Source organism: Streptomyces sp. NPDC101227 (assembly GCF_044767545.1).
Classification (GTDB): domain Bacteria; phylum Actinomycetota; class Actinomycetes; order Streptomycetales; family Streptomycetaceae; genus Streptomyces.
Genome location: NZ_JBIWOD010000001.1, coordinates 185,026 through 209,101, shown reverse-complemented (window position 1 = coordinate 209,101; position 24,076 = coordinate 185,026). Strand labels below are relative to the sequence as shown.

Sequence of the window (24,076 nt, the reverse complement as noted above, 5' to 3'; positions counted from 1 at the left end):
GAAGGCGGGGCAGGATCAACGTGACGGCATCCACTGTGTCCACCGGGTCTCTCGGGTCCCTCGAAGCGAGGATCGCCGAGGAACTCGGCGTCAAGGAGCGGCAGGTCAAGGCCGCGGTCGAACTGCTCGACGGCGGCTCGACCGTCCCGTTCATCGCGCGCTACCGCAAGGAAGCCACCGAGATGCTCGACGACGCGCAGCTGCGCTCGCTCGAGGAGCGGCTGCGCTATCTGCGGGAGCTGGAGGAGCGGCGGACCGCGATCCTGGAATCCGTACGGTCCCAGGGCAAATTGGACGCCGCCCTGGAGGCGCAGATCCGGGGCGCCGAGTCCAAGGCGCGTCTGGAGGACATCTACCTCCCGTACAAGCCCAAGCGGCGCACCAAGGCCCAGATCGCGCGGGAGGCGGGTCTGGAACCGCTGGCCGACGGGCTGCTGGGCGATCCCTCGGTGGAGCCGGCCGCGGCCGCCGCGGCGTTCGTGGACGAGGGCAAGGGCGTCGCCGACGCGGCCGCCGCCCTGGAGGGCGCGCGGGCCATCCTGACCGAGCGGTTCAGCGAGGACGCCGACCTGATCGGCGAGCTGCGCGAGCGGATGTGGTCGCGCGGGCAGGTCGCGGCGAAGGTGCGCGAGGGCAAGGAGGAGGCCGGCGCGAAGTTCGCCGACTACTTCGACTTCGCCGAGCCGTTCACCGAGCTGCCCTCCCACCGGGTGCTGGCCATGTTCCGCGGCGAGAAGGAGGAGGTCCTCGACCTGGCGCTGGAGCCGGAGGCCCCGTCGTCCGCGACCGAGGGCCCCAGCTCGTACGAGCGGTCCATCGCGCACCGCTTCGGCATCGCCGACCGGGGCCGCCCGGCCGACAAGTGGCTGCAGGACACGGTCCGCTGGGCCTGGCGCACCCGCGTCCAGGTGCACCTGGGGATCGATCTGCGGCTGCGGCTGCGGCAGGCCGCCGAGGACGAGGCCGTCCGGGTCTTCGCGTCGAATCTGCGCGATCTGCTCCTGGCGGCGCCCGCCGGGACGCGCGCCACGATGGGCCTGGACCCCGGTTTCCGTACGGGCGTGAAGGTCGCCGTCGTCGATGCGACCGGCAAGGTGGCCGCCACCGACACCATCTACCCGCACGTGCCGCAGCAGAAGTGGGACGCCTCGCTGGCCTCGCTGGCGAAGCTGGCGCGTGAGCACGACGTCGAGCTGATCGCGATCGGCAACGGCACCGCCTCCCGCGAGACCGACAAGCTGGCGGCCGATCTGATCGCGGCGCAGCCCGGGCTGAAGCTGACGAAGGTGATGGTGTCCGAGGCGGGCGCGTCGGTGTACTCCGCCTCCGCCTTCGCCTCCCAGGAATTGCCCGACATGGACGTATCGCTGCGCGGCGCGGTGTCCATCGCCCGGCGGCTGCAGGACCCGCTGGCCGAACTCGTCAAGATCGACCCGAAGTCGATCGGTGTCGGCCAGTACCAGCACGATCTGTCCGAGCTGAAGCTGTCGCGCTCGTTGGACGCGGTGGTCGAGGACTGTGTGAACGGCGTCGGCGTGGACGTCAACACCGCCTCCGCGCCGCTGCTTTCGCGGGTGTCGGGCATCGGTTCGGGCCTGGCCGAGAACATTGTCGCGCACCGCGACCAGAACGGCCCCTTCCGCTCCCGCAAGGCCCTCAAGGATGTGGCGCGGCTCGGCCCGAAGGCGTACGAGCAGTGCGCGGGCTTCCTTCGCATCCGGGGCGGCGACGACCCGCTGGACGCGTCCAGCGTGCACCCGGAGGCCTATCCGGTGGTGCGCCGGATGGTCGCCTCGGCGGGCGGCGAGGTCGGTTCGCTGATCGGCAATGCGACCGCGCTGCGCACGCTCGATGCCACGGACTTCGTCGATGACTCCTTCGGTCTGCCGACGGTCAACGACATCCTCCAGGAGCTGGAGAAGCCGGGCCGCGACCCGCGTCCGGTCTTCAAGACCGCGACCTTCAAGGAAGGCGTGGAGAAGATCGGCGATCTGCAGCCGGGGATGCTCCTGGAAGGCGTGGTGACCAATGTCGCCGCCTTCGGGGCGTTCGTGGATGTGGGCGTCCATCAGGACGGGCTCGTCCATGTCTCGGCGATGTCGAAGAACTTCGTCAAGGACCCGCGGGATGTGGTGAAGCCGGGCGACATCGTGCGGGTCAAGGTGCTCGATGTCGACATTCCGCGGAAGCGGATCTCGCTGACGCTGCGCCTGGACGACGAGCACGGCAAGGCCGCGGCGGCGGGCGGCGGCGAACGGCGGGGCGGCGGCGAGCGCCGCGGCGCCGGGCCGCGCGAGGGTGGCGGCCGGGGCGGCACGCCACGGCAGCGGCAGGGCGGCGGCGCGGGACGCGGCGGGGACCGCCGGGGCGGCCGCGAAGCCGGGCCGGCCAATGACGCGATGGCCGATGCGCTGCGGCGGGCCGGGCTGCTGGGCAAGGAGGGCGGCGGCCGCCGGTAGCCGGCGGTGTGACGGCGGGCGGGGGCGCGGCCGCCGCCCGCCTGGCTATTCGGGCCGGCTGTCAGGTCGCGCTCCGCGGGATGCCGGGCACCGCTACCAGTCGGCTTCCCGGTAGTCCTTGAGGAAGACGCCGGAGACGGGGTCGCCCGCCTCGCCGCGCACTATCGGGTCGTAGACGCGGGCCGCGCCGTCGACGATGTCCAGGGGCGTACGGAAGCCGGCCCGTGCGCTCCGGTCCTTGATGGGCAGCGGGTTCTCATCGGTGATCCAGCCGGTGTCGACGCTGCACATGTGGACGCCGTGGGCGGCGAGTTCGGGTCCGCTGGTGCGGGTGAGCATGTTCAGGGCGGCCTTGGCCATATTGGTGTGCGGATGGCGGCCGGTCTTCTTGTGGACCGCGAAGCGCCCCTCGACGGCGCTCACGTTCACCACATAGCGGCGGGGGTGCGGCGAGGCGAGCAGCAGGGGCAGCAGACGATCGCACAGGAGGGTGGGCGCAAGGGCGTTGACGAGCTGGGTCTCCAGCAGCTCGGCGGGGTCGAGGTCCCCCAGGCGGACCGTCCAGGAGTTGGCGGGCGAGGCGTCGGGCAGCAGGCCGGCCTCGTCGACGGTGAGTTCCGCCGCCGGACCGGGCGTCGCGGCGGGTGCGCGTACGGGTGCGGGCGTGGGTACGCATGCGGACGCGGGTGCGACGGCGGTCCCGGGTACGGGGGCGGTTGCGGCCCGCGGTACGAGCCCGAGCGCGCCGGCATGCCGCCGGTCCAGCAGCGCGAGGTCGCTGCGGAAACCGGGCGCGAGGCGTATCCCGTCCGGCAGTTCGCCCCGCTCCCTGGCCGTCAGCAGCGCGTACGACGCGGGCGCCCGGCGGATGGTCTGCGCCGCGTTGTTGACGAGGACGTCCAGCGGGCGGCCCTCCTCCCGCAGCGCCTGGCACAGCCCGAGCACCTGGCGGGGGTCGCGCAGGTCGATGCCGATGACGGTGAGCCGGCCCAGCCAGTCCGCGCTGCCCGGCGCGGCCGCGAACCGGCGCCGGGTGTCCCGCGGGAACCGGCTGGTGACCAGCAGCTCCGCGCCATCGCGCAGCATCATCAGCGCCAGCTGGAACCCGATCTTGACCCGGCCGCCGGTGAGCAGCACCCGGCGCCCGGTCAGATCCGTACGGAGCGCGCGATGCCCGGCGTTGTCGCGGGCGCACGGGGGACAGAGCAGGTGGTAGAAGGAGTCGGTCCGCCGGTACAGCGCTTTGCAGACGTAGCAGCGGCGCGGGCGGCTCAACTCGCCTACCGTGCCGGCCCGTTGGTCCAGGGCGGTGTCCTCGCGCCGCTCCGGTGCACCGGTGGCCGTTGCGGCCAGTACGGCGGCGTCGGCCGCGGCCTGCTGCCGCCTGCGCTCCTTGCGCCGGACCATCCGGGCCTCCCGTACGAGCGTCCCTGCGGCCCGCTCCGCCCTTACCCGCCTGGGGTCGTCGAGCGGCAGCGCACGCAACCGGGCGATCGTGCGGTCGAAGGCGGCGAGTTCGTCGTCGGTGACGGCAGCGCCTGCGATGACCGCGCCGGCTCCGGTGATCGATCCGTCACCGGTGATCGATCCGCCTACTGTGACCGAGCCGTCCTCCACCGCCCTGGGCACGCCCCCTGAATCCGCCTCGGTCCGCATGACCCACCCCCGTGACGCGCTGTCGCCCCTTACCCAACGATCACCTTATGCGACCTGCGGGAACGGGGGCTCGATACGGTCTCGCCGTCCTCACCACCCTCACCGCGACCGCCACCTCCGCAGCGCGCACCGCGGCGCCGGGCCATCGCCAACACCCGTCCGGCCCTGGACGGTTCGACCGGTCCGCGCGGGCGGGCGCGCCGATCGGCCATCGGCGATCGGGGTACTGCCCAGCGACGGCCGTCGGCTCGCCCCCCGCTCCCGAGATCGCGCCATTCGCCCCCGGGCGCGTTCACCGACGCCGAGCTCGTCACCGTCACCGTCACCGGCGAGGCCGCCATAAGAGCGGAGGCCACGCGCAATGCCGGCCGCTCCGCCCGCACGACCGCTACACCGTCCCCGCGTACCCCCGCAGACGCTCCAGTTCGGCGGCCACGTCCGTGAGGGTGGCGCAGTCCGGGTCGGCCCGTAGCGCGGGGGCGGTTGCGCCGGTGTCCCGGCGGCGCGGATGTCCGAAGGCGTCGGCCATCGCGGAGAGCGCCCGGCACAGCCGTTCGGCCTCTTCGGGGGTGGGGCGGCGGGCGCCGTGGTCGAGGCGAACGGCGCAGGCGGTGGCGGCGTCGGCGATGCGCTCGGCCGCGGTGACGGCGGTCAGCCAGTCGGGGTCGCGGTCGCGGGCGGTGCGCAGTTCGGCGGCGGCGGTCTCGGCCGCCGTGCGGGCCTCGGCCAGTGCCCGGTAGGCGGCGCGGCGCAGGGCCAGCCGCTCGGTCGGGTCCTGTCCGGGTGCGGACCGAAGGACGTGCCGCAGAAAGCGCTCGGTGGCGCGCAGCGCCGCGCCGACCCGCTGGCCGACCCGGCGGCGGGAGTCGGCGAGGCGCGGCAGATGCCCGACGACGAGGACGATGCCGCAGGCGATGGAGGTGTCGACGATGCGTTCCGCGGCGGCTTGCGGGTCCCCGCCGACGTGGACGAACGACAGCACCATGACGGTGATCGCGACGGTCTGCAGCGCGAAGTGGCGGGTGGCGAACGGCAGCAGCGCGCCGCCCGCTCCGGCCACCGCGGCGGGCCACCACGCCCCGGCCCCCGACCAGGTCAGCAGCTGCCCGGCCGCGGCGAAGATCAGTACGCCCGCGACGGTACCGGCGAAGCGGTTGACCGTACGGGAGAACAGCGGGCCGAGGTCCGGTTTGACCAGGAAGGTGGCGGTCACCGGGAGCCAGTACCAGTGGTCGGCGCGCAGCAGCAGGGCGACGGCGGCGCTGGCGGTGATGCAGAGGGCGACCCGCAGGCCGTAGTCCCGTCCGGCGGGTTCGAGGAGGCCCCGGCCCGGGCGGGTCCGCCGGGCGATGACGCCGAGCGCCCGGCGGGCCGGGGACGGGCGCTCGGTGTCGCCGGAGGCCGGCCGGTCCGGCTGCGGCAGCGGCTCCGTGCGGGCGAACGCGACCGCGGCGTCCAGCAGGGCGCGGTCGAAGGCGCCCCGCGCCGCCGAACTGGACTCCGGCGCGGACAGCCGTCCCGGTGGGCGCCCGCTCCGCAGCGCGTCGGCGAACCTCCGGGGGCTCTGCGCGACGCGGGACGGCAGCGGGCGGGCCTCCCACAGGAGCGCCACGGCGGCCTCGCACAGGGCCGTCCCCGCCGCGAAGCGCCCGGCGAGCAGCAGCTCTTCCGTACGGGCGGGCCGGCGCAGCAGTCCACGGGTCAGGCGGCGCAGCCGCAGGGCCTCGTCGGCGCGGTCCAGGGCGGCGGTCAGCCGGCGGCGGGCGGGCTCGGCGCCGGGTCCGCCGGCCGCGCCCAGGGCGTCCGCGAGCGCGTCGAAGACGGCGGCGACGGCCGCGCGCTCGCCGCTGAGGGCGCCGCCCGCGGGGCGCGGCGGGCGCAGTACGAGACGCAGCAGGAGCAGCCACAGGCAGCCGGCGAGGACGTAGAGGGCCTTCTCCCAGGGCGCGCCGGGGAGCGGCATGCCGGCGCCCAGGATCGTGGTGGCCAGCATCTGCATGCCGGCGGTGGAGCGTACGGGTCCGGCGACGCTTCCCGCGCCGGAGACGTAGCCGACCGCGAACAGCGCCGGCACGGTCCACCAGTCCGCGCCGGCCGCCTGGAGCGTGGCGCCCAGCAGTATGCCGAGCGCCGAGGCGAGGGCGGGCAGGCCGATGTGGACGATGCCGGTGCGGCGGGTGCCGGGACGGTCGTTGACGCCGGCCAGCATCGACCCGAGCCCGGTCAGTACGCCGGCCGCCAGATGGCCGGTGGCGATGCCCGCGGCGAGCAGCGGTCCCGCGCACAGCGCGCCGCGGGCGACGGCGGGCCACGGCACGGGCAGCCGCTGCCAGCGGAAGGGGTGGGCGAGCCAGGCGGGCAGGGCGCGCGGGGCGCGGGGCATGGGTTTCCTCATCGGCCGACGGTGCTGCTACCAGCCTAAGGTCCGGTTTTGTCCGGATGACGGCCGGCGGGTTACGCGAAGATCACGCGGCGATGGCGCCGCCGGGCGGGGCTTCCGGGGCGCGGCAGGGCCGCCCCGCCATCGTCCTCTTTTTCGACGGTGCCGCCCACGGTTAGCGTCCCGGCATGACGATCCATGCAAATGAGGTGCTGGTGATCGGCGGCGGTGTGACGGGGCTGACGTCGGCCGTCGCGCTGGCGGAGGCGGGACACCGGGTGCGGGTGGTGAGCCGGGAGGCGGCGGACGGTACGACGTCGGCGGTGGCCGGCGGGCTGTGCTGGCCGTACCGCATCCGGCCGTACGAGCGGGCGGTGCGGTGGTCCCTGCGGTCCTTCGAGGTGTTCGAGGCTCTGGCGCGGCGCCCGGCCGAGACGGGGGCGCGGATGGTGACGGGCACCATGACCGACCCCGCCCCGGACCGGGACGACGGCCTGGCCGCGTGGTACGACGCCGTCCCCGGATTGCGGCGGGCGCGCCCGGACGAGCTTCCCGTGGGGTGCCGGGCCGGCTGGCGGGCCCGTACGCCGCTGGTCGACATGCCGGCCCATCTGCGCTATCTGGAGGGGCGGTTGAGGGACGCGGGCGGCACGGTGGAACGGCGTGGTCTGGCCTCCCTGGAGGCCGCCGGGCAGGAGGCCGCGGTCGTCGTGAACTGCTCGGGGCTGGGGGCCAGGGAGCTGGTGCCGGACCCCGAAGTCCACCCGGTGCAGGGCCAGTTGGTGATCGTGGAGAATCCCGGCATCGAGGAGTGGTACGTCTCCGCGGACCCCGGGGCCGACGAGACGACCTACGTCCTGCCTCAGCCGTACGGCGTCGTCCTCGGCGGTACGGCCCGCGCGCACGCCTGGGCGCGGGAGCCGGACCCGGCGGTGGCGGAGGCGGTCGTGGCGCGGTGCGCCCGGCGCTTCCCGGAGCTGGCGCGGGCCCGCGTCCTGGCGCACAAGGTGGGGCTGCGCCCGGCCCGTTCGGCGGTGCGGCTGGCGGCGGAGCGGCTGCCGGGCGGAGCGCTGTGCGTGCACAACTACGGGCACGGTGGTGCGGGCGTGACCGTGGCGTGGGGCTGTGCGGACGAAGTGGCCGCGCTGGTCCGGGAGGCGGCGCTGCCGGGCTGAGCGGCCGCGGAGGGCCGGTGCGCCCGGCCCTCCGCGCCCCTCCGCTCGCTTACCTCTCGGCGTCGGCTTTCCCGGGGCCGCCGTCCTTGGAGACCTCGACGACCACCTCGGCCACGCCGTCGCCGCTCCCCTGGCCGCTCGCCTCGCCGTTGCCCGGCCCGATCTGGATCGCGAAGTCGCCGTCGTACTGCTCATGCCCCGCGATCACGGCCATCTCGACGACCTCCTCGCCCTTCTGCCCGCGCACGATCAGCGGATCGCTGCGCAGATCCCGCATCAGTGCCCAGCACATGGCGATCATCACGAGCATGAACGGCACCGCGACCAGGATCGTCAGATTCTGCAGTCCGGTCAGCGCATCGCCGGAGCCACCGCCGATGAGCAGCATGACCGCGGCGACCGCGCCGGTCACGACCCCCCAGAACACCACCACGAGCCGGGTGGGCTCGAAGGTTCCCTTCTGCGAGAGGGTGCCCATCACGATGGAGGCGGCATCGGCACCCGAGACGAAGAAGATGCCGACCAGGATCATCACCAGGATGCTGGTGACGGTCGCGACCGGGTACTGGTGCAGCACGTCGAAGAGCTGGCCCTCCGAGGTGGCCGAGCCGTTCAGCTGCTTGCCGTCCTGCAGTTTCATGGCCGAGCCGCCGAAGACGGCGAACCAGACCAGGCTGACCACGCTGGGGACGAGGATGACGCCGCCGATGAACTGACGGATCGTCCGGCCGCGGCTGATCCGGGCGATGAACATGCCCACGAAGGGCGTCCAGGAGATCCACCACGCCCAGTAGAAGACGGTCCAGCTGCGCAGCCAGCCGCCCACATCGCTGCCGCTGCTCGCCTCCGTACGGCCCGCCAGCTGCGGCAGCTCCCCGATGAAGGAGCCGATGGAGGTCGGCACGAGGTTGAGGATGAGGACGGTCGGTCCGACGACGAAGACGAAGACCGCCAGGATCAGCGCCAGCACCATGTTGATGTTGGACAGCATCTGGACGCCCTTGGCGATGCCGGAGACCGCGGACAGGATGAAGGCGATGGTCAGGACGGTGATGATGACGACCAGCAGCGTGGTGCTGACGCTGTCCATCCAGCCCAGTACCTTGATGCCGCTGCCGATCTGCAGGGCGCCGAGGCCGAGCGAGGCCGCGGAGCCGAAGAGGGTGGCGAAGATGGCCAGGATGTCGATGATCTGGCCGCCCCAGCCGTTCGCCCGCCGCTCGCCGATGAGTGGGGTGAACACCGCGCTGATCGTCTGCCGCCTCCCCCGCCGGAAGCAGCTGTACGCGATGGCCAGCCCCACGACCGCGTAGATGGCCCAGGGGTGCAGCGTCCAGTGGAACAGCGTGGTGGCCAGCGCCGTGTCCATCGCCTGGGCGGAGTCCTTGGGGGCGGTGCCCGGCGGCGGGCTCGTGAAGTGCCCCAGCGGCTCGCTGACGCCGTAGAACATCAAGCCGATGCCCATGCCCGCGCTGAACATCATCGCGACCCATGACACCGTGCGGAACTCCGGCTCCTCGCCCTCCTTTCCGAGGGTGATCCGGCCGTACTTGCTGACGGCCAGCCAGATCGCGAAGATGACGAAGCCGGAGGCGGCGAGCACAAAGGCCCAGCCGCCGTTGTCGATCACCCAGTGGAGCATCGACGTCGAGACGTTCTTGAGCGATTCGGTGGAGCCCGCTCCCCAGGCGATGAACGCCAGGGTGAGCAGGGCGGTGACACCGAAGACCACGCGGTCGGTCTGTGGGGGCGTCGTCCGGTGAGCGGCGTCCGGCAGCTCCGTCACCGGAGGCGGGCCACCTCCGTCTCCCGATTCCTTGACTGTGTCCGACACTGTTTGCCTTTCAATTGGCCATATTTTCCTTACCTGTTACCCCCTATCACGGCGTCGCAGTACCGCACCGGCGTCGCGACCGTAAGGTGATAACCGGCCCGTCGGTCCAACAGCAGCGGGACGAGCTTCCGCATCGACTGCCTGAGAGGGACGACCGCGCCCCCGTCGGCGGCCCGCCGCCAGCTGACGCCGTGCAGGCGCAGTGTGCTTTCGACCCGCCGGAACTGGCCGGCATCCAGGCGGTATGCACACGGCGGGTCGGCCAGCACCTCGTCGTCCGACGCCGGGTCGTTGTCGGCGCCCCCGAGATAGACCGGGCCCCGGTCGGCGTGTCCGGCGGTCCGGGCCGCGGTGGTGGCCGCCTCGATGCGCGCGCGGTGACGGTCGAGGAAGGTGAACGCACCGTTCAGGGCGGCGAGTTGGGAGGCGACTCGGCGTTTGTTGTTGAGCGCGGGATCGGCCTTCTCGGCGTCCGTGAGGGCATCGACCCGGGTCTCGACGAGCAGTCCGACCGAGCCCTTGACGCCCGCCGTGTTGCGCAGAATCCGCTCCTGGCCGTCGCCGGCCACCTGCTTGACCGGCTCGCCGGTCTCCGGGTCGGTCCAGATGCCGTAGACGCCGGTGGTGAAGCCCTGCTCCTGGACGGCCGGTTCGACGAATTCCTTGGACAGCGAGGTCGCCTCGCGGTGCACCGCGTCCGCCGTGTTGAGGTTGCGCGGCCACAGGGACAGCAGGTCCTTCACGTAGTACGGGGCGGTGGCGCTGTATTCGTGCAGGTCGTAGAGGGTGTCGGGGCGGTAGTCGCGGATCACGGAGGCCATGGCGCGGGCTTCGGGGGTTTCCAGCGCGAGGTGGTCGCGGTTGATGTCGGTGCCGTCGGCGTTTCCCCGGGTGTCCGCCGCCCGTCCGTCGGGGTTGGCGGTCGGTACGACCAGCACGGTGGTGTGCGCGAGGAACCGCAGGGTCGCCGGGTCCTTGGCGTAGGCGAGGTTCCGGACGGTGGTGAGGCACGCCTCGCGTCCGGAGGGTTCGTCGCCGTGCTGGGAGCAGATGAACAGCACGGAGTTGCCGCGGCGGACGTCCTGGGGGCGCTCGGGGGCGGGGGCGCCGATCCGTACGAGCTGCACCGGGCGGCCCTGCCGGGTGACGCCGATGCGGTCGATCCGTACCCGGGGGGTGGCACGGTCGACGGCGGCGAGGAAGGCCTGTTCCTCGGGCTGGGTGGTCCACCGGGCGCCGTGACTGGTCTCGAAGCCGGTACGGGGGACATGCGGTCCGGCCGCGCCGGCGGGGGCGGTGGACAGGGTCGCGGCGAGCGTGGACATCAAAGTGACGGCCAGCGCGCCGAGGGTCAGGCTGCGGGAGCGGGGTCTCACGAGGTGCCTCCCTGGGTCGAGGAGAGGGGAAAGGGGCCGCCCTGGTGGGGCGGCCCCGGCCGGATCAGCCCGCGGAGGGTATGCGGCTGATCGAACGCGGTGGTGCGATCCCGTCCAGCGGCGCACCCGTCACGGCGCCCGGTGAGGCGCCCGCCGTGGCGCGGGCGAACGCCGCGGCGCCGCCGGTCACCGGCAGTTCGGCGGCGGTACGGCGCAGGTCGAGGGTCAGCTTCGGCCTGGACGACGGCGGGTCGATCAGGCCCGCGTCGGTCCCCGCGACGATCAGCGCGAGGCGGTGGCCCGCCGGCACGATGTGATCGCTCGCGGCCAGGTCCAGGGTGATCGTGTACGGCGTGCCCGGGGTGAGCGGGCGGCCCTTGTGGTCGTCGGCGTAGTTGCCGAGGTCGGCCCAGCCGCGGCTGAAGACGGTGTGGGCCACCTTCTGGGTGTCGGCGGCGGTCTCCTTGAAGCAGCCGGTGTCGCCCTTGTTGCCGACGCCCCAGCAGGTGCGCTCGGTCAGCGTGGTGATGCCCTCGCCCTCGGCGCCGTAGTTGCGGATGGTGTCCGGGCCGAGGTCCACCAGGACGGCGGAGAGATGGGCGGTCGAGGTGCTCGGGGTGGCCGTGACGGTCACCTTGCCGGCGCCGGACAGCCGAAGGGGTGCGGACAGCGGGCCGGTGGTGAAGCCGGCCTTGCCGGGCGTCGAGTGGTCGATCTCCGCCGCCCAGTCGGCCTCGCTCAGCTTCGGGTCGTCGGTGAAGGCGGCCTGCGCGCCCTGCGGTGCGGGCTTGGTGCCCAGGACGCCGACGCCCGGCGCGCTGCCGTTACGGGGCCGCAACGTGGTGGCCGCCGTGCCGGCCGCGGGCCACTGCGCATCGGTGGACCACTTGTCCGGCGCGCGCTCGATGTCCGCCATCGGCGCGCGCTCGATGCCGTTGTCGTAGCCCATCAGATAGTGGTCGAACCATCGGTGCAGGGTCGTGACCCAGGCGCCGCGCCGGTAGTCGAAGGGGTCCACGTGCCCGGTCTGGGACAGCCAGACCTTGCGCTCGACGCCGTGCCGGGCGAGCGCGTCCCACCAGCGTCCGGCGTGCCGGGTACGGACGTTGAGGTCCTGCATCCCGTGCACCATGAAGACGCTGGCGCGGACCTTGGCGGCGTTGCGGACGTAGTCCCGCTCGGTCCACAGGCCGGTCCAGTCCCCGGTCCGCGGGGCGCCCTCGACCAGCTTCTGCTGTTCGGCGGCACAACGTTTCTGCGCCTCGGGGCTCTCGACCGCCGTCGCCAGCGCGTCGGGGCCGGAGTCGTAGAGCGGGGCGCCCTTGGCGAAGTAGTAGTCGTACCAGGAGGAGATGCCGGCTATCGGGACGATGGTCTTGAGGCCCTTGACCCCGGTGGCCGCGACGCCGTTGGCGATGGTGGCGTCCCAGCTCTTGCCGATCATGCCGGTGCTGCCGTTGGACCAGCCTGCGGCGACGGGTCTGCCTCCCGTACGGGCGGAATAGGCGCGCCCCCTGCCGCCCAGCCAGTCGACCACGGCCTTCGCCGACCGGATGTCGGAGCGTCCACCGATGTCGATGCAGCCGTCGGAGCGGTTGGTGCCCGCCAGGTCGACCAGGACGGTCGCATAGCCGCGCGGCACGAAGTAGTTATCATAGAAGAGCGGGAATTGGACCGGGCGGCCCTTGCTGTCATAGGTCTTCTTCTGGCTCTCGTTACCGCGGCCGCAGCAGGAGTAGTACGGGCTGGCGTCCATGATCACCGGTACCCGGTGGCCCTGCTGGGCCGGTTCGCGCGGCCGCACGATGTCGACGGCGACCCGGTCGGTTCTGCCGTCCGCGTCGCCGTCCAGCCGCGTGTCCACCCAGACCGTCTCGCGGATCGCGTGGTCGTAGGAGTACACGGGTCTGCTCTCGCCGGGCGCGGCGGAGGCGGGCGTGGCGCCCGCGCCGTTCGGTCCGATGAGCAGGGACAACAAGGCGACGGTGGCCGCCGTCACGAGCGCTTTCCAGGGGATGCGGGGTATCCGCGCACGTATCGTCACGGGCGGACGTTAGCGCGGGTCAACTCCCCCGCAGAAGGGGGCACTCGAAGGTCCGTGACGGCGAGATGTCGATCATGTGTCGGATGTGGCCATGGACATGACGGTGGTCCGGATGAGTACATAGGCTCCCAAGAGATCCATCTCCCCTACGAGTTGGAGGACTCGTGCGTCACAGACTTATCGTCCCGGGTGCGGCCGTACTCAGCCTGCTGCTGGTGATCCCGGCATCCGCGGCCGCTTTCCACCCGGGAGCTCCGGGCGTGGGCGACACCTACTATCCGGAGAGCGGGAACGGCGGATACGACGTCTCCCACTACGACCTGCGGCTCAAGTACCAGCCCAAGACGGACCTGCTGGAGGGGACGGCGACGCTGCTCGCCACCACCACCGAGGATCTCGACCGGTTCAACCTCGACTTCGGCCTCAAGGTCAGCGAGATCCGGGTCAACGGCAAGAAGGCGTCGTACACGACGTCCGGCAAGCACGAGCTGGAGGTCACCCCGGCCGCGCCGCTGGAGAAGGGCAAGCGGATCAGCGTCGTGGTCCGCTACGCGGGCAAGCCCTCGGAGGTGAAGATCGACGGGTACAGCGGCTGGGCCCGCACGCCCGACGGCGGTGTGGTGGCGCAGGAGCCGGATGCCGCCGTGTGGTGGTACCCGAGCAACGACCACCCCACCGACAAGGCGACGTACGACATCTCGGTGGCCGTCCCGGACGGCACCCAGGCGCTCAGCAACGGCGTGCTGCTGTCGGAGACGTCCAAGCTCGGCTGGACGCGCTACAACTGGCGCTCGGACAAGCCGCAGTCGACGTATCTGACCACGCTCGCGGTCGGCAAGTTCGACATCACCAAGGACACCACCGCGAACGGCCTGCCGGTCATCAACGCCGTCAGCAAGGACCTGGGCAGCAACGCGGACGCGGCGAAGGCCAGCATCGAGCGCACGGCCGAGATCGTGGAGTGGGAGGAGGGCCTCTTCGGCCCGTACCCCTTCAACGCGCTGGGCGGGTATGTGCCGAACGTGCCGGCCGGGTACGCGCTGGAGACCCAGACCCGCCCGTTCTACGGGGCGAAGGCGTTCGACAAGGGCGCCAATGTGTCCGTGGTCGTCCACGAGCTGGCACACCAGTGGTACGGGGACAGCGTGTCCCTCAAGGACTGGAAGGACATCTGGGTCCACGAGGGCTTCGCCCGCTACAGCCAGTGGCTGTGGTCGGAGAAGGAGGGCGAGGGCACCGCGCAGGAGCTCGCCGACTACGTCTACGAGCAGCACCCTGCCGACGACCCGTTCTGGAAGGTCAAGCCCGGCAACCCCGGCGCGGAGAACCAGTTCGACATCGCGGTCTACGACCGGGGCGCGCTGGCCCTCCAGGCGCTGCGCAACAAGGTCGGCGACAAGGTCTTCTTCAAGATCCTCAAGGCCTGGCCGACGGAGAACAGGTACGGCAACGCCTCGGTGTCCGACTTCGTGAAGTTCGCGGAGAAGAAGTCCGGGAAGAAGCTCGGCGACTTCTTCGACGCCTGGCTGTTCCGGTCCGCGAAGCCGTCCGCCGGGGCCGCCAAGGGCCTGGCGATCGACGCGCGGAAGGTCCCGGTGGCACAGCCGAAGTCGTGGCAGTCGATCGCGGCCACGAATGATGTGCACGAGGCGCACGGGCACTGACTTCTGACGTCGCGGCGCCTCGATGAGGACTGCGCGAGGAGCGAGTGAGCGGAGCCGGGGGTGTCGCGCCCCCGGCTCCGCTCGCCGTGTCAGCCGTGTGCCGCCCGGTGGGCCGCCCGGGCGCGGCGCGCGAGCGGCATATAGCGCACCCGCTCCGGCAGCAGGGGCACCACGGCGCGCACCACCCGCCCGAAGCGGCGCAGGGCCCGCTCCTGCTCGTCGGTCCACTCCAGGCCGATGGCGCACCGCGCGTCCGGCGGCATCAGCCCGACGGTGACGAAGCGCCGCAGCCGTGCGAAGCGCGGATAGACCCAGGGCCAGGTCAGCCGGAGCAGTGCCAGCAGCGGGCGCGGGCCGCGTCCGGGCACCGGCATCGGCCGCTGTGGTGCGAGCAACTCCCGTACGACGGCGGTCTCTTCGAGATCGTTGTCGAGGACCTTGCGGTAGTACGGCCAGAACTCCTCGATCGTCTGCGGCATATCGCGGTCGCGGATGCCCAGGACCCGGCCGACCTGGAGCCACTCCGCGTACAGGCGCCGCTCCTGCGCCTCGGTGAAGGGGCGGCCCAGATAGCGCTGTGCGTGCCGGAAGACGGGGTAGCCGGTGGCGTGCACCCAGGCGTAGTAGGCGGGGCTGAGCGCGTGGTACTTCCTGCCGTGCGCATCGGTGCCCTGGATGCTCTTGTGCAGCCGCCGCAGCCGGCGCCCCTCCTCGGCGGCCTCCTCGCCTCCGTACACCCACATCTGGAGGGAGACCAGCGAGCGCTCGCCCCGGCCCCAGGGGTCCGTACGGAATACGGAGTGTTCGTCCACGCCGGCGCCCACCGCGGGGTGCGCGACCTGCATCGTCAGCGCGGCGGGCAGCGTCAGCAGCATGCGGATGTCCCCGACCAGCGACCAGAGGACTCCTCCCGGCGGCGGGGGTATCGGGTCTTGTCGTCCGGGTTTCACCAGTTTCACCCCGTTAGACATCATACGACTCCCCCAGGGGACGGCGGGCGCGAGGATCGGTACCCGGCCTGTGGGTGTGCCAGTACGCCAGGAACATGGCCGGGGCGATCCGCAGCGGCGGCGGCACCAGCGCCATCAGGGCGCGCACCAGCCGGGCGAACCGCCGCAGCCGTCGCTGCTGCCGCCCGGTCCAGGTCAGGCCGAGGCGCTCGCGCAGCACGGGCGGCAGTACGCCGACGGTGACCAGCAGCGCATAGTGCGCGGCGAGGGCGGCGAACGGCCGCCACAGCGGCGCGGGCACCCACCACACCGGTGGCTTCTGCGGACGGGCCAGCTCGTCGAGGACGTTCCGTACCGACTGGTTCATCTCCAGCCGGTCCTCGACCATGGAGTCATAGTAGGCGCAGAACGCGTCCCAGTCGGGCGGCAGATGGTGGTCCTTGAGCCCCCAGACGCGTCCCACGTCCCTCATCTCGCGGTAGTACTCGGCCGTTTGCTCCTCGGTCATGCCCTTGCCGAAGAGGCTGAGGGCGTCGACCGGACCGCGGACGAGGGTGGCGTGCACCCAGTGGTACGCCTCGGGGTGCAGCGCGTGGTAGCGGCGGCCCTGCGCGTCGACGCCCTTCATCGCCCGGTGGACGTCCAGCAGCCGCCGGGCCTCCGCGGTGGCGGCGCTCTGACCTCCGTAGATGACGGTGCCCAGGGAGCCGACGGTGCGCAGCAGCCGCTGCCAGGGCTCGGCGCGGAAGTCCGAGTGGTCCTCGACGCCGGCGCCGACGACGGGGTGGGCGACCTGGAGGAGCAACAGCTGAGGTGACGTCAGGAAGGCTCGGGTGTCGCCGAAGTGACGCCAGGCAGCGCCGCCGCGGCGAGGTGCCCGCACCTGCGCGGTCGGTCCGGGCGCCGGTTCGGGAGGGGTGTGGGCTGATGTCGCGGTGCTCATCCGGCCTCCTGGGGTACGCGTGCGGCACCGGTGGATGTGAATCCGTGTCAGCAGTGTTGACGCGGCTCGTGAAACAAGTCAATAGTCTTTGTAACATTGACTCACTCATCGGGAGGACCTTGTCATGGGCCCCGAAATGGCAGTCAGAGAACGTGAGTTGAGCACCGAAGGACGCACCCACTGGAAGCGGGCCGCCGTGCTGCTGATGCCCGGCGTCGCCTGCATGGGCGCGGTCGTCATCGCGCTGGCGCAGGGCGCGATGGCCGCGTCGTTCGCCGTCTCCGGCAAGAACTTCAAGGTCTCCGCCGACGAGATCACCGGCCAGGGGATCTCCAGCTTCCCGTCGTCCCTCGGCAGCAAGGACGGCAAGGGGCACGCCGTACTGCTCGCGGGCATCAAGTCCGGTACGGCGAAGGGGGTCTGTCTGTCGATGAAGCAGCGGCTGCCGCTGGTCGGCGAGGTGTCGCTGCTCGTCCGGTCGGGCGGCGAACGGGCCATCAAGGGCGAGAACCTCGTCGTCAACGCCGACGCGCTGACCAGCAGCGGAGGCCGGGTAACGGGAGTACAGGCGGGCCGGGACGCCGCCACGCTCACCGCCGCACCGGGAGTCAGCGGCCCGCCGGGACTGTTCGGCGTCCAGGCGAGCACCGCGCTCGCCCGTGACGTCCGGAGCACGGCCTGGGCCTCGAACGGCGGCTCGCTCACCCTCGACAAGGTCGAGATCGAGCTGAGCGACAGCGGCAAAGAGTGCTACTAGCCGGGAGGTGAGCTACCCGTGATCACTTTCGTCCTCGGCTTTCTCGCCGAGCTGGCCAAGGAGTTCGGCAGCTGGTTCGACCGGATACTGCCCGCCCCCGGGCTGCGCCGGCCGCTACGGGCGTGGCGCCGGCGCCGGCCGTTCTGGGCGGCGGTGTGGGCGGTGGCCGGCGGCGTCGAGATGATCGTCCTGCCGCTGGCGCCGCTGCCGCTGATGCTCAAGGTCGGCATCGGCGCCATGTCCGCGATCGGCGTCGGCCTGGTGCTCATCGCGGGCGGCCTCTTCTTCCTCTTCGCCCCCGCGCAACGGATGTTCGTCTCGGTCGTCACCGCCATCACCTCGCTCGTCTCGCTCGCCACCACCAACCTCGGCGGCTTCGGGATCGGCTGCGGACTGGGGCTGCTCGGCTCGTCCATGGCGTTCGGCTGGCTGCCGCACCGGCGCGACGCGGCCGGCACGGAGGTGGTGACCGCCCGCCCAAAAGCGCGTGAGGGTTGGAGCGTCCGACACACCGGACGACCACCGCAACCACGATGTGAACGGCGGCCGGCAACGGCTCCTGCCCCGGCCCGCCCCGGTGCGGGGCGCCGGCGGCTGCCGGGCGCTTCCGCCCTCGCCCTGACACTGCCGCTCGCGCTCGCCACCGGGCTGGTCACGGCCGCCCCCTCGGCGGCGGCCCGGCCGGCCGCCGGCGACCCGCGCGACGCCGCGGCTCGGGTCTCCCTCCCCTGCCTGACCGGGGTGGACACGGGAGGCGCCGACAACCCCGACCCCCCGACCGGGCCGCCGCCCTCCGGAGGCGACCGCCCCACCAGGACGGCGGAGCCCGGCGCGGTCGGCGCCCCCGACGACCTCACCGCGCTCAGACCACCGCTGGTCGTGGGCGATCAGCCGGGGCCGGGCCGCGCGGTCTACCCCGTCAGCCCGTACCACCCGACCGTCAGCGCCGACCGTCTGGCCGCCACCGACGCGATCATCCACGGCGCGACCTACCTCTCCACCGTGGGCGGCGGCCGCATCAAGGTCCTGTGGGTGCACGCCGAGCGGATCGTCGCCGACGACTACCACTTCGAGGTGCAGGGTCCCGACGGCCGCACCCACGTCCTGGACGTCCAGCTCGACATCCGTAACGTCGATGTCTACGCCACCTACCTCAAGGGCTCCCTCGAGATCCCCGGTCTGAAGGTCAACACCCCGGAGATCTGCATCGGTGCGGACATCGTTCCGGCCAACCTCCCCATCGCCGTCCAGCTCCCCGAACTGACCATGGAACCGGTCACCGCGGGCCAGGTCCTCGTCGATGCCGCCGAGGTGCGCTACACGGTCCTCGGCAGCCACCCCAAGAGCTAGCCCCAGGAGGTACCCACCCATGGGCCGCTACAGCCGCCTGCGCGCGATCCGCCGGCTGGACCCCGAGCGCGACTACGAGCGGATCTTCCGCTGGATCACCCAGTACGAGTTCCCGTGGGACTACGCGCAGGGCGTCAGCATCGCCTTCCTGCGCGACTATGGCGTCCCCAGGATCTCCCGACTCCTTGACCGCACCCAGGAGTTCGAGCGCGCCGGGCAGAAGCGCTACGACGACACGGTGCTCTTCGGCTACGAGATGGCCGCCGAGGGCTTCGACTCCGAACGGGGCCGCGCCGCCGCCCGCCACCTCAACCGCATCCACGGTAAGTACAAGATCTCCAACGAGGACTACCGCTTCGTCCTGGCCACCACCGTCGTCGGCCCCAAACGCTGGATCGACCGCTTCGGCTGGCGGCCGCTGTGCGCCAACGAATGCCAGGCGCTCGCCCTGGTCGGCCACAAGATGGCGGAGATGATGGGCATCGAGGGCGCGCCCCGCACCATGGCCGGGTACGAGAAGCTGCTCGACGACTACGAGGCCGAGATGTTCGCGTACGACCCGGCCAACCACCGCGTCGCCAACGCCACCTTCCGCGTCATGTCCGCCTGGTACCCGGCCGCACTGCGCCCGGCCATCGCCCGCTTCTCCCTCGCCCTCCTCGACGAGCCGCTGCTCCGCGCCCTCGGGTTCCCCCGACAGCCCGCCTGGACAACGGCATGGGCGGTCTGCGCCTTACGCGCCCGCGCCGCCTTCGTGCGCCTCACCCCGGCCCGCCCCGAATCGCGCCCCGGCCTCGCCCCGCCCCGCTCGTACCCCTTCGGCTACACCCTCGACGACCTCGGGCCCGCCTGGGCCCAGCACCGTCCGCTGACGCCGCTGCCCTGCGAGGAGGCATCATGACGACCCGCTTCACCGTCCGCTCCCCCGCCACCGGCGAACCGGTCGGCGACCATCCGGTGCACGGCCCCGAGGAGGTGCGCGCCGCCGTCGAACGGGCCCGTGCGGCGGCGCGCCACTGGGCCGCATGCGGCTGGGCGGACCGCCGGGCCCGGCTGCTCGCCTGGAAGCGCGCTCTCGCGCGGCGCACGGAGGAGTTCGCGTCGCTGATCTCCGCCGAGACCGGCAAACCGGTCCGGGACGCGCGGGCCGAGGTCTTGCTGACCCTCGTCCATCTGGACTGGGCGGCCCGCAATGCCCGCCGGGTGCTGGGCCGCCGCCGCGTCCCCGCCGGCCCGCTCTCCGTCCATCAGCGCGCGCTGCTCGCCTACCGTCCGCTCGGCGTCATCGCAGTCATCGGGCCCTGGAACTATCCGCTCTACACCCCCATGGGTTCCATCGGCTATGCCCTCGCGGCGGGCAATGCGGTGGTCTTCAAACCGTCCGAACTGACGCCTGGTGTCGGGGAGTTGCTGGCGGAGAGCTTCGGTGAGGCGGTGCCCGGACACGCCGCTCTGCTGCAGACGGTGACCGGCCGGGGGCCGACCGGTGAGGCGCTGGCCCGCTCCGGTGCCGACAAGGTCGCCTTCACCGGTTCACCCGGCACCGCCCGCAAGGTGGCCGCCGTCTGCGCCGAACGGCTCACCCCCCTCCTCGCCGAATGCGGCGGCAAGGACGCCGTCCTGGTGGATGCCTCGGCCGATCTGGACGAGGCGGCCGAGGCGGTCGTCTGGGGCGCGATGGCGAATGCCGGGCAGACCTGCGCCGGGGTGGAACGCGTCTACGCCGTCGCTTCGGTCCACGCCGGGCTGTGCGAGCGCATCGTGCGCCGGGTGCGCGCGCTGCACCCCGGGCCGGACCCGGACGCCGCGTACGGGCCGCTCACCCTCCCCGGCCAACTCGCCACCGTGGAACGCCATATCAAGGAAGCCCTGGCCGCCGGCGCCCGCGCCCTCCACGGCGGCCCCGAGTCCCTCCGCCCGCCGTATGTGCATCCCGTGGTGCTGGTGGACGTCCCGGAGGACTCCCCCGCCATGCGCGAGGAAACCTTCGGCCCGCTCGTCGCCGTCAACGCCGTCCGCGACCTCGACGAGGCGGTGGCCCGCGCCAACGCCGGCGGCTACGCCCTGGGCGCGGCGGTCTTCACGGGCAGCCGGCGCACCGGGCTGGCGGTGGCCGGGCGCCTCAACTCCGGTGCGGTGTCGGTCAATTCGGTTCTGGGATTCGCCGCGGTACCTTCCCTGCCGTTCGGCGGCTCGGGCGAGTCGGGGTACGGGCGCATCCACGGCGCCGAAGGGCTACGGGCCTTCGCCGCGCCCCGGGCGGTCACCGTGCGGCGCTTCCGGCCGCCCGTCGACCTGACGTCGTTCGCGGGGTCGCGGCGCCGGGTGGAACGCGCCGTGGAGCTCGGGCGGCGGCTCCACGCCCGCCGGTGAGCCCCGCCCCCGCCCGTCGACGGGACGCGATACGTCCCGCCCGCTCAGCGCCCCAGCAGCGGCGTCAGATACCGGCGCGCAAACCCCCGCGCCTGATCGTCGTCGTCCAGCGCGAAGCAGCTGACCGGATTGAGCAGAAAGGACACCGTGATCCGCACCATCAGCTCGGCAACCGGCGTCGGATCGCTCTCCGCCCGCCCCTCCGCCCGCTGCGCCCGCCGCAGATGCCCCGCCAGATATCCGCGCATCGCAAGAAAGGAAGGCCCGCTCTCCAGCGTCAGATACGGCAGCATCGTCTCCGGCTCCAACCGCATCAGCCCCCCGATCAGCGGATGCCCCCGGATCAGCCGGAGGATGGCGGCGAACCCCTCCACCATCCGCTCCTCCATGGTCGGCAGCCCCGCGACGGCGGCGTCCACCTCCGCCACGAACAGCCGGTACTCCCGCAACAGCACCTGCTGCACCAGTTCGTCCTTGTTCCCCACCCGCCGGTACACCGTGACGCGCGAAACCCTGGCCCGCTTGGCCACATCGTCAACGGTGGACCGCCGCAGCCCGAACGTCATGAACTGCTCCCGCGCCGCGTCGAGAATCTTCTCGGTCAGCGCATCCCCGGCCGGCGCGCTCTCCATGGCCCGCGCGAGCAGCGATCCGTCATTCCCGCCGCCCGCCACGACAGCCGGCGTCGCGTCCGTATTCCGCAGGCCCATCGGCCCTCCCGTCCTCGCGATGCGGTGGCCCGGTCGGCCCCTTCGAGCGGATCGGCCGGATCGGCCCCCACGGTCCTCGTAACAAAGACACTAACCGAATAGCTTTGTAACTACGCCCTGTACAGGAGGCATTCGATGGCTACGCCGCTCACCCCGGAACAGCGGGACTTCGTCACCGCGCTGCGCGACTTCGCCCACCGCGAGTGCGGCACCCGTGAACAGCGCGACGCCCTGACCGCCGAGACCGGCGGCCCGCACAGCCCCTCCCTCTACGCGCGGCTGGCGGCCCTGGGGTGGCTCGGCGTATGCCTTCCCGAAGAGTACGGCGGCGCCGGCGGCGGAATGACCGACGCCTGTCTCTTTCTGGAGGAATGCGCCTATGGCCTCGTGCCGGTCGGTGGCTTCATCACGTCCGTGATCACCGCCAAGGCGTACGAGAAATTCGGCAGTCCGGCCCAGAAGAAGTCCGCGATCGGCGGCGCCGTCGCCGGGCAGGTGCTGTCCATCGCCATGTCCGAACCGGACGCGGGATCGGATGTCGCCGCGCTGCGCTGCCGCGCCGAACGCACCGAGGGCGGCGGCTGGCTGATCAATGGCCACAAGACCTGGATCTCCAACGCCCACCTTGCCGAGTACATCCTGCTCGTGGCCAGGACCGGCACCGGCGGAGGCCGCCACGAAGGGCTGACGATGTTTCATCTACCGGCCGCCACGATCGGCGTCGAGATCCGCGGCATCGACACCATGGGCGGCCGCGAGGTCAACGACGTCTATCTCACCGATGTCCGCCTGCCCGCCGACGCCGTGGTCGGGCGCGCCGATCACGCCTGGACCCAGCTGATGGCCGGCCTGAACGCCGAACGCCTCTTCCTGGCCGCCAACATGCTCGGCCTCTCCCGCCGGATCCTCGACGACACCCTCACCCATGTCCGCGCGCGGGAGCAGTTCGGCCGCCCGGTCGGCTCGTTCCAGGCGCTGCGCCACCGCCTCGCCGACCTGGCCACCGAGATCACCTGCGCGGGCCTGCTCGTACGGGAGGTGGCGGCACGCTGCGACGCGGAACCGGACCGGCTCTTTCCCCTCGAGGCGTCCATGGCGAAGCTCAAGGCCACCGAAACCGCCAAACGCGCCGCCCTGGAGGGCATGCAGATGATGGGCGGCTACGGCTATGCCACGGAGTACGACATGGAACGCCATCTGCGCACGGCCGTGGTCTCCACCGTCTACGGCGGCACCAGCGAGATCCAGCGCGACATCATCGGCAAGAGCTACGGCCTTTAACGGGTAAATCTCCCTTGCCTCCATCTCCTTCCCCCCGGACGGTTACCTAGAAGTAACCCCAGCTGGTTGGATGAGCGTCGCCGGATCACGCCCCCACCCCCCATAGGGAGTTCCCGTGCCGCACTCAGCGCTGCGCACTTCCCGGGCCGCCGCGATAGCCGCAGCCCTGGCCGCCGTCACGCTCACCGCCGCAGCCCCCACGGCATCGGCCGCCGCCACCCCTCAACTGAAGGTGCTCACGTACAACACCTTCCTCATGAGCAAGAACCTCTATCCCAACTGGGGCCAGGACCACCGCGCGCAGGCGATCGCGGCCGCGGACTTCTTCCAGGGCAACGACGTCGTCGTCCTCCAGGAGGCCTTCGACAACTCCTCCTCCGACGCCCTGAAGTCCAACGCCTCGGCGCAGTACCCGCACCAGACCCCGGTGGTCGGCCGCAGCAAGAGCGGCTGGGACGCCACCGGCGGCGCCTACTCGGCCGTCACCCCCGAGGACGGCGGGGTGACGCTGCTGAGCAAGTGGCCGATCGTGCGCAAGGAGCAGTACGTCTACAAGGACGCCTGTGGTGCGGACTCCTACTCCAACAAGGGCTTCGTCTATGCGGTGCTGGACGTGAACGGCACCAGGGTGCACGTCGTCGGCACCCACACCCAGTCCACCGACTCGGGCTGCAAGGCGGGGGAGGCGGCCGCCGACCGCGCCAAGCAGCTCAAGGAGATCGACGCCTTCCTGGACGCCAAGAACATCCCGGCGGACGAAGAGGTCATGCTGGCCGGCGACCTGAACATCGACTCGCACAGCGACGAGTACAGCGCGCTGCTCAGCAACGCCGACGTCGCCCCCGCCGACAGCCGCACGGGCCACCCGTACTCCTTCGACACGCAGGAGAACTCCATCGCGAAGTACCGGTACCCGAACGACCCCCGCGAGGACCTGGACTACGTCCTGTACCGCAAGGGCAACACCCGGCCCGCCAACTGGCAGAACAAGGTGATCAAGGAGGAGTCGGCGCCCTGGACGGTCTCCAGCTGGGGCAAGGACTACACCTACACCAATCTCTCGGATCACTACCCTGTCGTGGCCGATGTCGGCTAGTTGACCTTGCGGCGACACCGGGCCGGGC

Annotated in this window: 17 protein-coding genes; 9 read left to right on the top strand and 8 right to left on the bottom strand. The window is 72.0% G+C overall.

What is annotated here, in order from left to right:
* The first annotated feature begins 20 nt into the window (after positions 1–20).
* Entirely contained in the window at positions 21–2,459 is a 2,439-nt protein-coding gene (locus tag ACIRPT_RS00945; RefSeq protein ID WP_403820259.1) for a Tex family protein, read from the top strand.
* 93 nt (positions 2,460–2,552) lie between these two features.
* On the opposite strand, the gene ACIRPT_RS00940 is transcribed toward ACIRPT_RS00945, so the two are convergent.
* On the bottom strand, positions 2,553–4,115 hold the full coding sequence (locus ACIRPT_RS00940) for an SDR family NAD(P)-dependent oxidoreductase (protein WP_403820256.1): 1,563 nt from the start codon (positions 4,113–4,115) through the stop codon (positions 2,553–2,555).
* A gap of 388 nt (positions 4,116–4,503) precedes the next feature.
* Positions 4,504–6,498, bottom strand: a complete 1,995-nt coding sequence (locus tag ACIRPT_RS00935) for an FUSC family protein (RefSeq protein WP_403821731.1) — start codon at positions 6,496–6,498, stop codon at positions 4,504–4,506.
* A gap of 185 nt (positions 6,499–6,683) precedes the next feature.
* Between ACIRPT_RS00935 and ACIRPT_RS00930 the strand changes: the two genes are divergently transcribed.
* On the top strand, positions 6,684–7,670 hold the full coding sequence (locus ACIRPT_RS00930; protein ID WP_403820253.1) for an FAD-dependent oxidoreductase: 987 nt from the start codon (positions 6,684–6,686) through the stop codon (positions 7,668–7,670).
* A gap of 49 nt (positions 7,671–7,719) precedes the next feature.
* Here ACIRPT_RS00930 and ACIRPT_RS00925 read toward each other — a convergent pair whose 3' ends face one another.
* From ACIRPT_RS00925 to ACIRPT_RS00915, 3 genes are all read right to left on the bottom strand, one after another.
* Entirely contained in the window at positions 7,720–9,456 is a 1,737-nt protein-coding gene (locus ACIRPT_RS00925; protein WP_403820250.1) for a BCCT family transporter, read from the bottom strand.
* Positions 9,457–9,533: 77 nt separating this feature from the next.
* Positions 9,534–10,829: a M14 family metallocarboxypeptidase gene (locus ACIRPT_RS00920; protein ID WP_403821728.1), complete on the bottom strand. Its 1,296-nt coding sequence runs from the start codon at positions 10,827–10,829 to the stop codon at positions 9,534–9,536.
* A 115-nt stretch (positions 10,830–10,944) separates the two neighbouring features.
* Entirely contained in the window at positions 10,945–12,924 is a 1,980-nt protein-coding gene (locus ACIRPT_RS00915; RefSeq protein WP_403820247.1) for a Xaa-Pro dipeptidyl-peptidase, read from the bottom strand.
* 164 nt (positions 12,925–13,088) lie between these two features.
* Here ACIRPT_RS00915 and ACIRPT_RS00910 point away from each other — a divergent pair, with 164 nt between their 5' ends.
* Positions 13,089–14,588: a M1 family metallopeptidase gene (locus ACIRPT_RS00910; RefSeq protein WP_403820244.1), complete on the top strand. Its 1,500-nt coding sequence runs from the start codon at positions 13,089–13,091 to the stop codon at positions 14,586–14,588.
* Positions 14,589–14,677: 89 nt separating this feature from the next.
* On the opposite strand, the gene ACIRPT_RS00905 is transcribed toward ACIRPT_RS00910, so the two are convergent.
* On the bottom strand, positions 14,678–15,547 hold the full coding sequence (locus ACIRPT_RS00905) for an oxygenase MpaB family protein (RefSeq protein ID WP_403820241.1): 870 nt from the start codon (positions 15,545–15,547) through the stop codon (positions 14,678–14,680).
* Positions 15,548–15,551: 4 nt separating this feature from the next.
* Entirely contained in the window at positions 15,552–16,481 is a 930-nt protein-coding gene (locus ACIRPT_RS00900) for an oxygenase MpaB family protein (protein ID WP_403820239.1), read from the bottom strand.
* 157 nt (positions 16,482–16,638) lie between these two features.
* On the opposite strand from ACIRPT_RS00900, the gene ACIRPT_RS00895 reads away from it, so the two are divergent.
* The 4 genes from ACIRPT_RS00895 to ACIRPT_RS00880 are packed head-to-tail and all read left to right on the top strand — an operon-like array spanning position 16,639 to position 20,961.
* A complete protein-coding gene (locus ACIRPT_RS00895) occupies positions 16,639–17,238 on the top strand; it encodes a DUF6230 family protein (protein ID WP_403820236.1) in 600 nt (199 codons plus the stop codon).
* A gap of 18 nt (positions 17,239–17,256) precedes the next feature.
* Entirely contained in the window at positions 17,257–18,588 is a 1,332-nt protein-coding gene (locus ACIRPT_RS00890; RefSeq protein ID WP_403820233.1) for a DUF6114 domain-containing protein, read from the top strand.
* Between the two features lie 19 nt (positions 18,589–18,607).
* Complete coding sequence (locus ACIRPT_RS00885) at positions 18,608–19,489, top strand: oxygenase MpaB family protein (protein ID WP_403820230.1); 882 nt, start codon at positions 18,608–18,610, stop codon at positions 19,487–19,489.
* The gene (locus tag ACIRPT_RS00880) at positions 19,486–20,961 is read left to right on the top strand and encodes an aldehyde dehydrogenase family protein (protein ID WP_403820227.1); all 1,476 of its coding nucleotides are present in this window, start codon (positions 19,486–19,488) and stop codon (positions 20,959–20,961) included. The genes ACIRPT_RS00885 and ACIRPT_RS00880 overlap by 4 nt, the downstream gene beginning before the upstream one ends.
* 44 nt (positions 20,962–21,005) lie before the next feature.
* Here the strand turns inward: ACIRPT_RS00880 and ACIRPT_RS00875 are convergent, their stop codons facing one another.
* Entirely contained in the window at positions 21,006–21,593 is a 588-nt protein-coding gene (locus ACIRPT_RS00875; protein ID WP_403821725.1) for a TetR/AcrR family transcriptional regulator, read from the bottom strand.
* A 213-nt stretch (positions 21,594–21,806) separates the two neighbouring features.
* On the opposite strand from ACIRPT_RS00875, the gene ACIRPT_RS00870 reads away from it, so the two are divergent.
* Both ACIRPT_RS00870 and sph read left to right on the top strand, forming a co-directional pair.
* A complete protein-coding gene (locus ACIRPT_RS00870) occupies positions 21,807–22,952 on the top strand; it encodes an acyl-CoA dehydrogenase family protein (protein ID WP_403820224.1) in 1,146 nt (381 codons plus the stop codon).
* Positions 22,953–23,067: 115 nt separating this feature from the next.
* Positions 23,068–24,048, top strand: a complete 981-nt coding sequence (gene sph / locus ACIRPT_RS00865; protein ID WP_403820222.1) for a sphingomyelin phosphodiesterase — start codon at positions 23,068–23,070, stop codon at positions 24,046–24,048.
* Positions 24,049–24,076: the final 28 nt, after the last annotated feature.

What these genes read in the sequence shown, in the direction of transcription:
- ACIRPT_RS00940 (WP_403820256.1), bottom strand. Translation starts at nt 4,115, where the DNA reads ATGCGGACCGAGGCGGATTCAGGGGGCGTGCCCAGGGCGGTGGAGGAC.
- ACIRPT_RS00935 (WP_403821731.1), bottom strand. Translation starts at nt 6,498, where the DNA reads ATGCCCCGCGCCCCGCGCGCCCTGCCCGCCTGGCTCGCCCACCCCTTC.
- ACIRPT_RS00930 (WP_403820253.1), top strand. Translation starts at nt 6,684, where the DNA reads ATGACGATCCATGCAAATGAGGTGCTGGTGATCGGCGGCGGTGTGACG.
- ACIRPT_RS00920 (WP_403821728.1), bottom strand. Translation starts at nt 10,829, where the DNA reads ATGTCCACGCTCGCCGCGACCCTGTCCACCGCCCCCGCCGGCGCGGCC.
- ACIRPT_RS00900 (WP_403820239.1), bottom strand. Translation starts at nt 16,481, where the DNA reads ATGAGCACCGCGACATCAGCCCACACCCCTCCCGAACCGGCGCCCGGA.
- ACIRPT_RS00885 (WP_403820230.1), top strand. Translation starts at nt 18,608, where the DNA reads ATGGGCCGCTACAGCCGCCTGCGCGCGATCCGCCGGCTGGACCCCGAG.
- ACIRPT_RS00880 (WP_403820227.1), top strand. Translation starts at nt 19,486, where the DNA reads ATGACGACCCGCTTCACCGTCCGCTCCCCCGCCACCGGCGAACCGGTC.
- ACIRPT_RS00875 (WP_403821725.1), bottom strand. Translation starts at nt 21,593, where the DNA reads ATGGAGAGCGCGCCGGCCGGGGATGCGCTGACCGAGAAGATTCTCGAC.
- ACIRPT_RS00870 (WP_403820224.1), top strand. Translation starts at nt 21,807, where the DNA reads ATGGCTACGCCGCTCACCCCGGAACAGCGGGACTTCGTCACCGCGCTG.